The sequence below is a fragment of the Euzebyales bacterium genome (genome assembly GCA_035461305.1).
GTDB lineage: Bacteria > Actinomycetota > Nitriliruptoria > Euzebyales > JAHELV01 > JAHELV01.
Map to the genome: position 1 here is coordinate 1 of DATHVN010000205.1, position 13705 is coordinate 13705.

15 protein-coding genes, 2 tRNA genes and 1 pseudogene are annotated in these 13705 nt (G+C 71.1%); 6 read left to right on the forward strand and 12 right to left on the reverse strand.

Going from position 1 to position 13705, the window contains the following annotated elements:
- From VK923_18660 to VK923_18705, 10 genes are all read right to left on the reverse strand, one after another.
- Nucleotides 1-1060, reverse strand: a 1060-nt coding sequence (locus VK923_18660) for an amidohydrolase family protein (GenBank protein ID HSJ46706.1), incomplete at its 3' end; no start/stop codon positions are given.
- 44 nt (nucleotides 1061-1104) lie between these two features.
- The gene (locus VK923_18665) at nucleotides 1105-1551 is read right to left on the reverse strand and encodes a CBS domain-containing protein (protein HSJ46707.1); all 447 of its coding nucleotides are present in this window, start codon (nucleotides 1549-1551) and stop codon (nucleotides 1105-1107) included.
- 104 nt (nucleotides 1552-1655) lie between these two features.
- Nucleotides 1656-2810 carry an acyl-CoA dehydrogenase family protein gene (locus VK923_18670; protein HSJ46708.1) on the reverse strand — a complete coding sequence of 385 codons (1155 nt, stop codon included), beginning with the start codon at nucleotides 2808-2810 and terminating at the stop codon, nucleotides 1656-1658.
- Nucleotides 2807-3313, reverse strand: a complete 507-nt coding sequence (locus VK923_18675) for a MaoC family dehydratase (protein ID HSJ46709.1) — start codon at nucleotides 3311-3313, stop codon at nucleotides 2807-2809. The genes VK923_18670 and VK923_18675 overlap by 4 nt, the downstream gene beginning before the upstream one ends.
- Before the next feature lie 994 nt (nucleotides 3314-4307).
- Complete coding sequence (locus VK923_18680) at nucleotides 4308-4916, reverse strand: MarC family protein (protein HSJ46710.1); 609 nt, start codon at nucleotides 4914-4916, stop codon at nucleotides 4308-4310.
- A gap of 49 nt (nucleotides 4917-4965) precedes the next feature.
- Entirely contained in the window at nucleotides 4966-5307 is a 342-nt protein-coding gene (locus VK923_18685; GenBank protein ID HSJ46711.1) for a rhodanese-like domain-containing protein, read from the reverse strand.
- Nucleotides 5308-5397: 90 nt separating this feature from the next.
- On the reverse strand, nucleotides 5398-5898 hold the full coding sequence (locus tag VK923_18690) for a histidine phosphatase family protein (protein ID HSJ46712.1): 501 nt from the start codon (nucleotides 5896-5898) through the stop codon (nucleotides 5398-5400).
- 95 nt (nucleotides 5899-5993) lie between these two features.
- On the reverse strand, nucleotides 5994-6239 hold the full coding sequence (locus VK923_18695; protein ID HSJ46713.1) for a hypothetical protein: 246 nt from the start codon (nucleotides 6237-6239) through the stop codon (nucleotides 5994-5996).
- The gene (locus VK923_18700; GenBank protein ID HSJ46714.1) at nucleotides 6206-7201 is read right to left on the reverse strand and encodes a DUF1707 domain-containing protein; all 996 of its coding nucleotides are present in this window, start codon (nucleotides 7199-7201) and stop codon (nucleotides 6206-6208) included. Before VK923_18700 ends, VK923_18695 begins: the two co-directional genes overlap by 34 nt.
- A 46-nt stretch (nucleotides 7202-7247) precedes the next feature.
- Complete coding sequence (locus tag VK923_18705; GenBank protein ID HSJ46715.1) at nucleotides 7248-8012, reverse strand: 3-hydroxybutyrate dehydrogenase; 765 nt, start codon at nucleotides 8010-8012, stop codon at nucleotides 7248-7250.
- Nucleotides 8013-8163: 151 nt separating this feature from the next.
- Here VK923_18705 and VK923_18710 point away from each other — a divergent pair, with 151 nt between their 5' ends.
- Both VK923_18710 and VK923_18715 read left to right on the forward strand, forming a co-directional pair.
- A complete protein-coding gene (locus VK923_18710) occupies nucleotides 8164-9636 on the forward strand; it encodes an AlkA N-terminal domain-containing protein (protein ID HSJ46716.1) in 1473 nt (490 codons plus the stop codon).
- Nucleotides 9633-10154 carry a methylated-DNA--[protein]-cysteine S-methyltransferase gene (locus tag VK923_18715; protein ID HSJ46717.1) on the forward strand — a complete coding sequence of 174 codons (522 nt, stop codon included), beginning with the start codon at nucleotides 9633-9635 and terminating at the stop codon, nucleotides 10152-10154. Before VK923_18710 ends, VK923_18715 begins: the two co-directional genes overlap by 4 nt.
- 9 nt (nucleotides 10155-10163) lie before the next feature.
- On the opposite strand, the gene VK923_18720 is transcribed toward VK923_18715, so the two are convergent.
- The gene (locus tag VK923_18720; GenBank protein ID HSJ46718.1) at nucleotides 10164-11048 is read right to left on the reverse strand and encodes a phenylalanine 4-monooxygenase; all 885 of its coding nucleotides are present in this window, start codon (nucleotides 11046-11048) and stop codon (nucleotides 10164-10166) included.
- 121 nt (nucleotides 11049-11169) lie between these two features.
- Here VK923_18720 and VK923_18725 point away from each other — a divergent pair, with 121 nt between their 5' ends.
- Together VK923_18725 and VK923_18730 are read left to right on the forward strand one after the other, a co-directional pair.
- A complete protein-coding gene (locus VK923_18725; GenBank protein HSJ46719.1) occupies nucleotides 11170-11685 on the forward strand; it encodes an Lrp/AsnC family transcriptional regulator in 516 nt (171 codons plus the stop codon).
- Nucleotides 11686-12452: 767 nt separating this feature from the next.
- A pseudogene (locus tag VK923_18730) lies at nucleotides 12453-12620 on the forward strand (hypothetical protein).
- A gap of 16 nt (nucleotides 12621-12636) precedes the next feature.
- Here VK923_18730 and VK923_18735 read toward each other — a convergent pair.
- Nucleotides 12637-13416, reverse strand: coding sequence for a rhomboid family intramembrane serine protease (locus VK923_18735; protein ID HSJ46720.1), 780 nt, complete (start codon nucleotides 13414-13416; stop codon nucleotides 12637-12639).
- A gap of 49 nt (nucleotides 13417-13465) precedes the next feature.
- Here VK923_18735 and VK923_18740 point away from each other — a divergent pair.
- A tRNA-Arg gene (locus VK923_18740) sits at nucleotides 13466-13538 on the forward strand.
- 88 nt (nucleotides 13539-13626) lie between these two features.
- Nucleotides 13627-13700, forward strand: a tRNA-His gene (locus VK923_18745).
- The last annotated feature ends 5 nt before the right edge of the window (nucleotides 13701-13705 follow it).

Consider the following 13705-nt stretch of genomic DNA (forward strand, 5'->3'; position numbering starts at 1 on the left):
CCAGCATCCTGCCGGCGACGTCGGCGTTCGCACCGTCGGGCACGGCGCTGATCATGACCTGGTCCAGGTCGTAGTCGGACGCACCGGCGTGGACCTCCTCGGCCAACCGCTCACGACGCTCGGGATCGTCGAAGATCGCCAGCATGCCCTCGAGCCCGTGCTCTCGCGCCCACGCGGGCAGCAGATTCGACAACGTCGTGCTGGCGGCGACGTACGGGTACTGGTCGGCCGTGACGTCGAGGCCGGACGCTCGCGCCTCGTCGATCATGGCGAGCGTCCGCTCGACGATACCCCAGTTGTCCCTGCCCATCGCCTTGTGGTGCGACAGCTGGACCTCGGTGCCCGCCCGGAGCCCGATTTCCAGCGCCTCGGCCACGGCGTCGACGGACCCGTCGCCCTCACTGCGGATGTGGGAGACGTAGAAGCGCCCGTGCGCCGCGGCAGCGTGGGCCAGCGCGACGATCTCGTCGGTGTCGGCGTGCGACCCCGGAGCGTAGACCAACCCGGTCGACAACCCGGCCGCGCCGGAGCGAAGGGCGTCGTCGACGTGCCCACGCATGCGGTTCAGCTCGTCGGCCCGTGGCACCCGGGCCTCGAAGCCCAGCACGGCGATGCGCACCGCGCCATGCCCGACCAGCTGGGCCAGGTTGCAGGGCAGCGGCAGCGTCGCGATGTGTGCCAGGTAGCCCTCGGCGTCGGACCAGTCCCACGACAGGCCCGCGTCGATGAACGCCGTGAGCTCGCGCAGATCGTCCGCGCGGCCGGCGGCAATCGGGAACGGCGAGAACCCACAGTTGCCACCGACGAGCGTCGTGACGCCCTGACGCATCATCGCCGCGGCACGCGGGTACCGCGGCAGGGTGAAGTCGACGTGGGTGTGCAGGTCGATGAAGCCGGGCGCGAGCACCAGGCCTGCGAGATCGACCGTGCGGGCGGCCGGGGCGTCGGCATCATCGCCGACCGTGACGATCCGGCCGTCGGCGACCGCGACGTCCGCGCGCCCCCCTGGCGCACCGGTGCCGTCGACGACCATCGCCCCCGTCAGCCGCAGGTCGTTCATGCCGTGGCACTCGACGACGCGGATCGCAACGCCAGGCGGCTCGGCTACGCCAGTGAGCTGCCGCTGATGTACTCCTGCATGCTCTGCTTCTGCAGGGTGAGCTCGTCGATCTGTGCCTTCACGACGTCGCCTATCGACACGATGCCGACGAGCCGGCCGCCCTCGACCACAGGCAGGTGCCGACCCCGGTGGGTGGTCATGGTCTCCATGACGGCGTCGCTGGTCGCGTCCAGCGCGCAGGTGCGCACGTCGGCGGTCATGACGTCGCCGACCTTCGAGCGCAGCGTGGCCTCACCGTCGCGGGCGAGGCGGCGGACGATGTCGCGCTCGCTGATGATTCCGTCGACGGTGTCGCCGGTCGCCGACACGACCAGCGCCCCCACGTCGTGTTCGGCCAGTGCACGCAACGCCTGGATCACCGTCGCGTCGTGGCGGATCGTAGCGACGTCGGCACCCTTGCGGTCGAGGATGACCGAGACGCGGACACTCATGGTGGGGCCTCCCGTTCGCGTGCTGCTGCCTGCACCATGCATCATCGCCCGACGCGCCCGCGAATGGAAGCCATCATGCGCGGCAGGGTGGACGACGCCGATGGTCAGAACGAACGCGGCAGGTCGAGCACGTGCTCTGCGAGGTACGACAGAATGAGGTTCGTCGAGATCGGCGCGACCTGGTACAGCCGCGTCTCACGGAACTTGCGCTCGATGTCGTACTCGGCGTCGACGCCGTAGCCCCCGAACGTCTGGACCGCCATGTTCGCCGCCTCCCACGAGGCGTCGGCAGCCAGCAGCTTGGCCATGTTCGCCTCGGCACCGCACGGCGAGCCCGTGTCGAACAGCTCTGCGGCGCGTCCGACCATGAGCGCCGCTGCCTCGATGTGGGCGTACGCGGACGCGATCGGGAACGCGACACCCTGGTTCTGGCCGATCGGACGCCCGAAGACCCGCCGGTCCCGCGCCCTGACGGTTGCGCGGTCGACGAAGAAGCGACCATCGCCCAGGCACTCCGCGGCGATCAGGATCCGTTCGGCGTTCATGCCGTCGAGGATGAGACGGAAGCCCTGTCCCTCCTCGCCGATCAGGTTCGCGGCCGGCACGACGACGTCGCGGAGCACCAACTCGTTCGTGAGGTTGTTCATCATCACGCGCCGGCGCCTGACCTCAAGTCCGCGCGCCTCGCGCAGGTCGACGAGGAACACCGACAGGCCGTCGGAGCGTCGCTCGACCTCCTCGGCGGGCGTCGTGCGCGCGAGCAGGATCATCAGGTCGGAGTACTGGACACGCGAAATGTAGATCTTGTTGCCGTTGATCACGTAGTGGTCGCCGCGCCGCTCGGCGAAGGTCGTGATCTGGGTGGTGTCGGTCCCGGCGTCGGGCTCGGTGACGCCGAACGCCTGCAGCCGCAGCTCGCCGCTGGCGATCGCCGGCAGGTACGCCTGCTTCTGCGCCTCCGAGCCGTGGCGCAGCAGCGTGCCCATGACGTACATCTGCGCATGCGCGGCGTTGGCGTTGCCGCCCGAGCGGTTGACCTCCTCGAGGATCGCACACGCCGCGCGCAGGTCCAGGCCCATGCCGCCGTACGCCGTCGGGATCAACGCCGCGAGGTACCCGGCGCGGGTCATGGCGGCGACGAACGCCACCGGATACGCCTGCTCCGCGTCCAGGTCCCGCCAGTACCGGTCGCCGAACGTCGCACACAGCTCGCGGACGCCGGCACGCAGATCGTCGAGGTGACCCGCCCCCACCGTCACGGTCCCGTGTCCAGGTCGGGGGTCGGTCGGGACGGGCCGTGGCCGTGGCGGTAGACCATGATCGTCCGCTCGAACGTGACGACGGGTGTGCCGCGTTGGTTGTAGCCGGTGGTGGACACCGTGACGATTCCGACATCCGCCCGAGAGCGTGAGGGACGCACCGCAATCACCTCGGACTGCGAGTAGATCGTGTCGCCCTCGAACACCGGCGCAGGCAGGCGCACCTTGTCCCACCCCAGGTTCGCCATCGCGTTCTGGGACACGTCCGTCACGCTCTGGCCGGTGACGAGCGCGACGGTGAAGGTGGAGTCGACCAGTGGACGTTCGAAGGAGGTCTGGGCCGCGTAGTGGTGGTCGAAGTGGATCGGGTTCGTGTTCTGCGTCAGCAGCGTGAACCACGCGTTGTCGGTCGAGGTGATCGTGCGGCCCAGCGGGTGGCGGTAGACGTCGCCGACCGCGAAGTCCTCGAAGAACCTTCCCTGCCAGCCGTCACGCACCGTCATCCTCATCGCCTCCTGCGTGTGGGGTCCGCAGGGTAGACAATGCCATCCCGCGGTGACGCGCTCGTGTCGCCGCAGGACCGAGCCAATCGGTGGGCGATGCCAGGCGGGACGGTCGGTACAGCGCAGGGCCCGCTGCGTCCCTCCGTGAGCGGCCGTTTCTGGACCTGTGAATCGCCGCGCTGGCGTCAAACATCGGCACGTGGATGCAGAACGTCGGCGCGGGCTGGTCCATGGCCTCGCTCACGGACTCGCCGCTGATCGTGCCGCTGGTCCGTCCGCGACGTACCTGCCGGTCGTGCTGGTCGGCATGTTCGCCGGAGCGCTCGCCGACGTGGTCGACCGTCGGCGTCTGCTGCTGACGACCCAGGCGTGGATGATGCTGGCCGCGGCGGGACCGGCGATGGCCACGTTGACGGGCGTGGTCACGCCCCCGGTGCTGCTCGGCCTGATGTTCGTGTTCTGCATCGGCTTCGCCTTCACTGGGCCGGCCTCGAAGGCGGTCATCGATGATCTGGTGCCCGCGGCGCAGCTGGCGGTGGCGATTGCGCTCAACCGCGTCGTGGTCAACGTCGGCAGGGCCGCCGGCCCGGCCCTGGCCGGCGTCCTCATCGCGGCCGCCGGACCCGGCGCGGTCTTCGCCATCAATGCCGTGTCGTTCGTCGGTGCGCTCGTGGTCCTGGCCCGCTGGCGGCGGCCCACACCGCCGCCGCCGGGACCGCGGGAGAACGTCAGCGAAGCCGTCGCCGCCGGCGTGAGGTTCGTGCGCTTCACACCCACATGGTGGGCGACCCCGACCACGCCACCGATGTCGAGATCACGTTCGGCGCACGCGACGACGCGACCCTCGTCACCATCGTGGGTGCGGTTGGCAGCGCCTCGGTGCGGCGGGGCCGCAGATGCGCGAGCGCAACCAGCGCGGCTGGAGCGGCCTGCTGGCCCACTACCGCGCTGCCGTCGCCGCATGGGGTCTAGCGCGTCGCCGCCAGCGCCAGGCTCAGACCGAGCCACGCACCCACTGTTCGATGCCCTCAGCCACGAACTGCACGGCGATCGCAGCCGCCAGCAGACCCATGACCTGAGTCACGAGGTTGATACCGTTGGTGCGCAGCACCCGTGCCAGCAGTGACGAGTACCGCAGCGCCAGGTACACGACGGCGAGCACGGCGACCAGGGCCAGCGCCACCGTGATCTGCCCGGCGAGACCGGGCGCCTGCTCCATCGCGAGCATCGTGGTCGCGATCGCACCCGGCCCCGCCAGCAGTGGCGTGCCGAGCGGCACGAACGCGATGTTGCCGGTGTCCCCCGGTCGCGGCCCGCCATCGTGCGGGCGCAGCAGGTCGAGCGCGATGAGCGCGAGCAGCAGACCACCAGCCACCTGCAGCGCAGGCAGACCGATGCCCAGCGCCGCGAGGATCTGACGGCCGACCAGGGCGAACACGCCGATCAGCCCCCCAGCCACGAGCGTGGCCTGCAGGGCCGAGTGGCGCTGCTGCGCGGTCGTCTGGTCGGAGGTCAGCGCCAGGAAGATGGGCACGTTGCCGATCGGGTCGATCACGACGATGAGCACGATGAAGGCCTCGAACGCCGGCCTCAGATCGGGCATTGTTGCGGTTCCTCTGATGACGGCGACGGACCGGCCGCCGCCGATGACCTCAGGCGACGTAGCCGTGGCCGCCGTCGTCGCGCACGATGTCGCCGCCGGCGCGCGCCCACGCCTGCATGCCACCTGCGAGGTTGACGACGTCCAGACCCGCTCTCCGCAGGAACTGCGTGGCCTGCCCCGACCGCGCACCGGAGCGGCAGACCGCGACGACGGGTCGGTCCGGCGGCACTTCGCCGGAGCGGTGCGTCAGCTGATCGAGCGGGATGTGCCGGGCGACAGGTACGTGCCCGGCCCGCCATTCATCCTCGCGGCGGACGTCGAGCAGCACCGCGCCCTCGTCCAGCAGCTGCCGGGCCTCGGTCACATCGACCGACGGGACACGTCTGAACACGCCTGCCTCCTGGGTCGCCTCGATCCGGACACGGTACTGCGAACGGCCACCGCGTGACGTCGCGGCGGTCCGCGCGCCCGTGACCCGCGCTCAACGGCGAGCGGTGGACTCCAGCCGATCAGCGAGCCACGCGGGGATGAACGACGTCAGTGAGCACCATCCAGGATCGAGCGCGTCCCAGCCGGGGCCGACCTGCAACGTCGCGAGTGACGCGGCCGACATGCGTACCTGCGCGCCAGTGAGCATCCCGACCAGACCGGAGCACCACGGCTCGTGGCCGACCAGCAGCACCGACGTACCGTCACCGGCCTCGCTGGCCAGCACCTGCAACACGTCGGTGGGATCACCGCCGTACAGCACGTCGACTGGCACGACATCGGCATGCCAGTCCCCGGCCCGCATCGCCTCGTCGAGCGTCTCGCGCGTTCGTCGAGCGGTGGAAACGAGGACGCGGTCCGGCACGCCCGCCACGGCGAGCACACGGCCGACCGCGCGGGCACTCGCGGCGCCGTCGGCGGTCAGCGCGCGGTCGTGGTCGCGGGCGGCGAACGACTGCGCCTGGGCGTGACGCAGCACCTGCAGGGTGGCCATGGCCGTACCGTAGCGTCGGCGGCACGTCTCAGCGGACGCGCTCGACGACCTCACCGGCCAGTTGTCGGTCGTCGCGTCGCAGCGTGGACGAGCGCCTACTCCGTGCCAGACGCGGTGACGTGCGTGATCTCGACACTTCCAAACGCGCCGAGCGTGCGGATCTGCACCGTCGGAGTGTCAGCGGCGGCGGCCGCGCACGCCGGCCCGCACGAGGTCGAGCCGAACACGACCACGCCGTCACGGTCCACGTTGACACCTTCCGGGACCTGGATGTCGACCGAGCCGAAGGCGACCAGCGCGCCGATGCTCACATCGCCGGCCTCGAGCTCGACGGCCGACACCGTCTGGCTGTCACTGCCGAACACAGCGCCCGCGACGTCGTCGGCCGACAAACCCAGCCGAGCGGCAGTGCGAGCGCGATGGCCGCCAGTGCGCCGACGGCCCACCGCCGCACGCCGGCCAGCCGCGATCGCCGCCGCTCACGTCGCACGGCGGCCACATCCGGCCCCCGCAGCGGCACGCGATCGGCGAACGCCCCCCGCCCGTCGGACGGCACGAAGCGCTCGCGTGGCTCGGGATGGCGCACCGTGATCTGGCCCATCAACGCGAGGCCCTCGACCCGCACGACCGGGGCACCGGGAACCACCGCATCGTCGACCTCGACGACCCGGTCGCCCATGACCGCGACGCCCCTAATGTTGACGGCGACCCCTTCGGGCACGACGATGACGACCTCTCCCAGCACCGCGAACGCGCTGATCACCAGCTCGTCGTCCTCGAACTCCACGCCTTGCAGATCGATGACGGCCTCGCCCATGAGAGCCACGGCCGTGGTCGAGTCCTGCGGCTGCCAGCGGCCCCGCGTCTCGGCGCTGCTCAGGATCGCGTACGCCGAGCCTCCCCTGCGTGCCGGCTGCGCGTGGCCCCGCTGTGCCGTACGTGCACGGGGCTCACGGTCGACGGGTAGACCGGCGACCGCAGCGTGCAGATCACCGCGCGTGCGAGCCTCGAGCAGCAGCCGCATCCGGTCGCCGAACTCCTCGAGTGACAGGACCTCGTCGGCGACCGCATGACGCAGCCGTGCCTCCGCGGCGTCCCGCTCCTCCGAGGTGATCAGGAAGTCAGCGTGGCTGTCGCCGGCCGTCCGCGCCGGTCCCACGTGCGGAGGTGGCACGGCAGGCGGTGACACGGACGCCGAGCCGCCGGCCGGTGCGCGGTCCACGCCGCGCTCATCCGACGCGGGCTGTGCCTTGCCGGCGCCCCGCTCGGGTCCGGGCGCCGCCGCGGAGGAGCTGCCGCTCATGGCCCGATGATAGGGGGCGTCGGGCTGATCGGCGAAGCGGTGCCGGCTATCGCGCCGTCCAGCCGCCGTCGACCACCAGGGAGCTTCCGTTCATGAACGACGCCGCCGGCGAGCACAGGAACACAGCGAGCTCCCCGACCTCGTCCGGCTCGATCAGACGCTTGATCGCCGGCTCGGTCAGCATGATCTCCTCGACCACGCGGTCCTCGCTGATCCCATGGGTCGCTGCCTGATCGGCAATCTGGTTCTCGACCAGGGGCGTGCGGACGTAAGCGGGGCAGATGCAGTTCGACGTGACGCCGTGCTCGCCGCCTTCGAGCGCGAGGACCTTCGACAGCCCCTCGAGCCCGTGCTTGGCCGACACGTACGCCGACTTGTAGGGCGACGCCCGCAGGCCGTGGGCTGACGAGATGTTGACGATGCGTCCCCACCCCGCCCCGTACATGTGCGGCAGCGTGTGGCGGGCGAGCCGGAACGGTGCCTCGACCATCAGCGTCCAGATCAGGCGGAACCGCTCGGGCGGGAACTCCTGGACCGGCGCGACGTGCTGGACGCCCGCATTGTTGACCAGGATGTCGACCTGCGCCGGCAACGCGTCGGCGGCGTCGGGGTCGGTCAGGTCCACAACGACCGCCCGTCCGCCGACCGCGTCGGCGGCTCGCTTGGCGCCGTCGCCGTCGACGTCGACGATCGTGACGTCGGCCCCGCTCGCGGAGAGCCGCTGCGCGCACGCCAGGCCGATGCCGCTCGCGCCTCCGGTCACCAGCGCGTGCCTGTCGGACAAGTCGACGTGCAGGCTCGGGATGTCCACAGGTCCTCCCAGGTTCGCGTCACCGCTGTCGTTCCCAGCGCGGCGCCGCCTGACGCCCATCACCGTCGTGTCCGATTTCCGCCAGGATCGGCTCAACGGCGTGCGATCCTGTCGGCATGCTGATCGACGAGGTGGCGGGAGCTGAACTGCGGTGACGACCGTCAGCGACCGCACGCTCGACTTCGAGCGCTGCTACCGCGCGCTGGCGAGCCGCGACGCGCGCTTCGACGGCTGGTTCGTCGTCGCCGTGCGCAGCACTGGGATCTACTGCCGCCCGAGCTGCCCCGCCACCGTGCCGCGGCGTCACAACGTCACGTTCCTGCGGACCGCCGCGGCAGCCCAGCGCGGCGGTTTCCGCGCATGCAAGCGGTGCCGCCCCGACGCGTCGCCGGGCTCGCCCGAGTGGAACAGCCGCAGCGACGTGGTCGGGCGCGCGATGCGGCTGATCGCTGACGGCGTCATCGACCGCGAGGGCGTCGCCGGACTCGCCACGCGGCTCGGCTACAGCCGCCGCCAGCTGCAGCGCCACCTGGTCGCCGAGCTCGGGGCCGGGCCGCTGGCCGTCGCACGCGCGCACCGGGCGCAGACGGCCCGCCTGCTCATCGAGTCGACGGACCTGCCGCTGGCACAGGTCGCGTTCGCCGCCGGGTTCGGGAGCACACGGCAGTTCAACGCCACCATCCGTGAGGTGTTCGCCACGACGCCCGGCGAGCTGCGGGCACGCGTTGGACGCGACCGCTCGTCGATGCCGGGCGAGGTGACCCTGCACCTGCCGGCGCGCGCGCCCTTCGCAGGTCCCGAGGTGCTCGCGTTCCTCGGCGCCCGCGCGATCGCCGGCGTCGAGCACCATGCCGACGGCGTGTTCCGGCGCACGCTGCGGCTGCCGCACGGTCCGGGCGTCGTCACGCTCGAGGCCGCGACCGGCGGGCTGCGCTGCACGCTGCGACTCGCCGACCTCCGCGACCTCGGACCCGCGATCCAGCGCTGCCGGCGGTTGACCGACCTCGATGCCGACGCCCCCGGCATCGCCGACGCGCTCGGTGCGGACCCCGTGGTCGGTCCCCTGGTGCGCCGCGCACCGGGGTGGCGCGTGCCCGGCACCGTCGACGGTGCTGAGCTGGCGATCCGCGCCGTCCTCGGCCAGCAGGTGTCGGTCGCGGCCGCACGGCAGCTGACGGGCGAGCTGGTCGCCGCGGTGGCGGATCGCACCGGCGTCGAGGATCCCCACGTCCCGTTGCACTTCCCCACCGTCACGGCGGTGCGCCAGGCCGTGCCCACGGCGCGGATGCCGCAGGCGCGGCGGGACACGGTGACGCGGCTCGCCACCGCGCTGGAGCGCGGCGACGTCGCCCTCGACCCCGGCACCGATCCGCGCGCCGCCGTCGCCGCGCTGGCCGGCATCCGCGGCATCGGGCCGTGGACCACCGGGTACGTCGCGATGCGCGCGCTGGCCGACCCTGACGCGCTCCCCGCCGGCGACGCCGCCGTCCGCCGCGCCCTCACGAACCACGACGTCCACCCCGACCGCCAGCATGGCGTCGCCGAGCGGTGGCGACCGTGGCGCGCCTATGCCGTCATGCACCTGTGGGCTGAACCCAGACGACAAGGATCGGACACGACATGAGCTACTGGATCACGACCGCGACGCCCGTCGGGCCGTTCACCGTCGTCGCCGCCGACGACGAGGCGGTGCTGGCCGCCGGCTGGACCGCCGACCCGGTGGCGCTGGTGGACCGCATCAGCGATGAGCTCCATCCGACGTCACCGCGCGAACACACCGGCCCGTCACCGGTCGCCGACGCCGTCGCCGCCTACTGCGACGGCGATCTCGAGGCGCCCGCCGCCGTGACGGTCCGCCAGTCGTCGGGGCCGTTCATCACCGACGCGTGGGCGGCGCTGCGGAAGGTCCCCGCCGGGGAGGTCATCACCTACACGCAGCTCGCCGAGCGGACCGGCCGGCCCGCAGCGGTTCGGGCCGCCGCCAGCGCCTGCGCGAGCAACCCCAGCGCGCTGTTCGTGCCGTGCCATCGGGTCGTGCGCCGCGACCACCGGCTGGGTGGCTTCGCGTGGGGGCTCGACGTCAAGCGCTGGCTGCTCGACCACGAGCAGGGCCCGGCGCGCAACGGCGTGCTCGGCCCGTGACCGACCGCGTCAGCTGATCAACCGCCGGTACTTGTCGTCGTCATAGCCGTCGACCAGCGTCTCGATCTCGTGCTCGAGGTGGGCGTAGCTGTCCGCGGCGAACAGCACGTCCTGGTACCGGGTGATGTCGTAGCTGCGTGTGCCCATGTCGCGGACGTCGAACGGCCGGATCTCGACGGAACGGAAGTTCTCGATCTCGCCGAACGAGCTGAGCAGCCCTGCGCCGTAGCAGCGCAGCTCGTCGCCCTCGTAGTGGACGCCGAACTCCATCGTGAACCAGAACACCCGTGACAGGAACCGGACGGCGTCGTCGTCGGTGCAGCGGTTGGTCGCCTCACCGAACGCGCGGTACAGCCGCGCGTACTCGTCGGATGCCATCTTCAACCCGTGGCCGATCACCTCGTGGATCACGTCGGGCTCCGGCGTGTACCGCGGTGCCGACGGGTGGCGGATGTACTGGGTCGACATGAAGACGCCGTCGCCGAGGCGCCCGTAGAAGTCGCGTGGCCCGACCAGGCCGGGCACCGGCTCGTAGCGGAAGCCCGTCAGCGGCGTCAGCAGCTCGTTGACCTCGTCGAGCTGCGGGACGTGGTCGCTGGGCAGGCCGAGCCGCGCCTTTCCCTTGCGGGTCTCCGCGGTGGCGTAGCGCTCGTGCTTGTCGGCGAGCTCACGCGTGACGATGCGCCAGACCTCGTGCTCGGCGTCACTGTAGGGGGCGTGCGGGATGGGGTCGCCCGGCCGGTACGTCTCGGCGATCTGGGCGATCTCGGCGCGGCGGGCACGGTAGGCCGGGTCGTTGAACCCAGGGTGGTCCTGCGACAGCTCACCGGCGTAGCCGTCGATGACCACCTTGTCGATGCCCTCGGTCATCTGCGGTGCTTGTGGTGTGTGCATGCCTGCCATGGTCTACGACTCGGAGCAGATGATCCATAGTGCGGCGTGATCGCGCGACGAATTGCATCGCTGTCGGCGCTTGATGCACAATTGGTCTCACCTCACTGAGACGGCGGTCCACATGGCTGACGGACACGACCCGGTCCGTGTCGACGACGTCGACCGGACCCTGCTCGACCTGCTGCGCACCAACAGCCGGCGGGCGGTCTCGGACCTCGCCTCGCGGGCCCACATCTCGCGCGCGAGCGCATACCGCCGCCTGCGCCGGCTCGAGGACGCCGGCGTCATCACCAACTACACGATCCGCATGGACCCGGCTGCGCTCGACGTCGGCGTCGCCGCCGTGATCCTGATCAGCTGCGATCAGGGGTCGTGGCGCAGCGCGCGGCGCAAGCTGATCGAGGTCCCCGGCGTCGAGCACCTCGCCGCCACCACCGGCTCGTTCGACTTCGTCATGCGCGTCCGCGTCGCCGACGCCGAGACGCTGCGCGACGTGGTGCTCGAGAACCTCCACGCCATCACCGAGATCCGCGCCACGCAGACGTTGTTCGTGCTCGACGAGGTCGACCAGCCGCTCCGGGCCACCAGGCTTGACCGGCGGGCCGCGGGCGACACGTCCGGCAGGCCCCCGACCTAGCGGAGCGGCTGGGCGTCGTCGGCCACACTGCGACCATCCACCGGTAGCCCGAGCCGTCGATCCCGACCTGTCCCTTGCCGTCGACCGTGTGGTACTCACGGTCCGCGAAGACATCGGTCAACGTCCCGTACTGGTCGGCGTCGGGCAGGGTGACCTGCCGCCCCTCGCGCGCGAGGTTGTGCACGGTGACCATCGTGCGAACCTCCCAGTCGATGCGGGTCGCCAGGACCGCTGGCTCGTCGAGCTCGAGCACGGTGGCTGTGCCCCAGCCCAGCTCAGGCGACTCCTTGCGGATCCGCAGCGCACGTTCCATCCAGGTGAGCAGCGAGTGGTGGTCGCGACGCTGGTCGAGCACGTTCACGGCAGCGGGCGAGAAGGCCTCGTCCGGCACCACCGGGCGGACCAGGTCCTGGGGCGCCGCGGTCGAGAAGCCTGCCCAGGAGTCGTTGGACCACGGCCTCGTCGCACGGGCGCAACACCGAGACGCTCGCGCAGGTCACGCTTCCCGTGCGCAACTGGCGGTGGGCGTGCCGTTCACGCTCCGGTCGGGCAAGGCGGAGGGCGCCCACCTCGCTGAGGTGGTCATCCACCTCCGCCAGGTCCCGCACGCGGCGTTCGCCGCATCGAGGACTGCACCCCCAACGTGCTGCGGATCGGCCTGGAACCGCCGGCGCTCGAGGCCCACCTGAACATCAACGACGAGGGCGACCTGATCGGCCTCGAACCCGTGACGCTCGACACGACACTGCCAAGGCCACCCAGGACCGGCGTACGCCAGCCTCATCCTCGACATCCTACTTGGCGACGCGACGCTCGCCGTGCGCGACGACGAGGCCGAGCAGGCCTGGCGGATCATGCAGCCGACCGTTGACGCCTGGGCGGACGACGCCGTCGCCATGCGCACCTACGAGGCGGGCACGACCCCCGAGTGGTGAGCGGCGTCGCCATGGGTCACCAGGTGTCGGAGCCTGGTCGGGTGCGTCGCTGGACGCGCCTCCGGTAGCCGTAGGGCGTTGGGCGCTGCGGGCGCTGGCCGAGCAGCAGCGCGATCAGCATGCCAGCGACGAAGCCGGCGACGTGGGCGAAGTAGGCGATGCCCGCACCGGTCTGTCCGGCGATCCGGTCGGTCCACACCTGCAGCACGAACCATCCGCCGAGTACTGCCAGCGCAGGCAGCGGCAGGAAGAAGAACGGCGGGATGAACACCCGTACCAGCGCCGTCGGGTACATGACAAGGTACGCACCGAGCACGCCAGCGATCGCGCCCGACGCGCCCACCAGCGTCATGGTCGAGCTCGGGTTCATGCCCGCGAACAGCACGGTGGCAAGGGTGCCGCACACCAGGTAGAAGACGAGGTACTGGCCGTGTCCGAGGCGGTCCTCGACGTTGTCGCCGAACACCCACAGGTAGAGCATGTTGCCGAGCAGATGCGCCCAGCCGCCGTGCAGGAACATCGAGACGAGGACCGACAGCACCACGCTCTTGTCAGACATGGTCGGCACGCCGCAGCGCGGGTCGACGGTGGTGTCGAGCTCAGCCTGGTTGAGCGGCCGTAGCTCGACGACCTCGTCGGGGATCGCACCCCACCTGGCGTAGAACGCGCTCTGCTCGCAGAAGTCCCCGCCCCACGGCTGCCAGAGGATGAACACGGAGACGTTGATCGCGATCAGCAGGAGTGTGACGTAGCCCCGACGCCGCGTCGGGTTCAGGTCGCCGATGGGGATCGCCATCGGGGTGTAGTGTGCCGCAGCGCTACCCTACGCGTCGGCGGCGAGCCATGCGCCCGTAGCTCAGGGGACAGAGCAAGCGGCTTCTATCCGCAAGGTCGGGGGTTCGAATCCTCCCGGGCGCGCACACGACCGACGTCAGGGCATCGGCCGACCGGCGTTGTGTACGACCACGCTCCGCAGAGTAAGGTGGCGTGCTGCAGCCCCCTCATGGTGACCGTAGCTCAGTTGGTTAGAGCGCCGCGTTGTGGTCGCGGAGGTCGCGGGTTCAATTCCCGTCGGTCACCCTCCT

Excerpts from the sequence above, each read along its gene's own strand:
- VK923_18665 (HSJ46707.1), bottom strand. The coding sequence starts at position 1,551 with ATGAGTGTCCGCGTCTCGGTCATCCTCGACCGCAAGGGTGCCGACGTC.
- VK923_18675 (HSJ46709.1), bottom strand. The coding sequence starts at position 3,313 with ATGACGGTGCGTGACGGCTGGCAGGGAAGGTTCTTCGAGGACTTCGCG.
- VK923_18715 (HSJ46717.1), top strand. The coding sequence starts at position 9,633 with ATGAGCTACTGGATCACGACCGCGACGCCCGTCGGGCCGTTCACCGTC.
- VK923_18735 (HSJ46720.1), bottom strand. The coding sequence starts at position 13,416 with ATGGCGATCCCCATCGGCGACCTGAACCCGACGCGGCGTCGGGGCTAC.
- VK923_18700 (HSJ46714.1), bottom strand. The coding sequence starts at position 7,201 with ATGAGCGGCAGCTCCTCCGCGGCGGCGCCCGGACCCGAGCGGGGCGCC.
- VK923_18720 (HSJ46718.1), bottom strand. The coding sequence starts at position 11,048 with ATGCACACACCACAAGCACCGCAGATGACCGAGGGCATCGACAAGGTG.
- VK923_18690 (HSJ46712.1), bottom strand. The coding sequence starts at position 5,898 with ATGGCCACCCTGCAGGTGCTGCGTCACGCCCAGGCGCAGTCGTTCGCC.
- VK923_18680 (HSJ46710.1), bottom strand. The coding sequence starts at position 4,916 with ATGCCCGATCTGAGGCCGGCGTTCGAGGCCTTCATCGTGCTCATCGTC.
- VK923_18725 (HSJ46719.1), top strand. The coding sequence starts at position 11,170 with ATGGCTGACGGACACGACCCGGTCCGTGTCGACGACGTCGACCGGACC.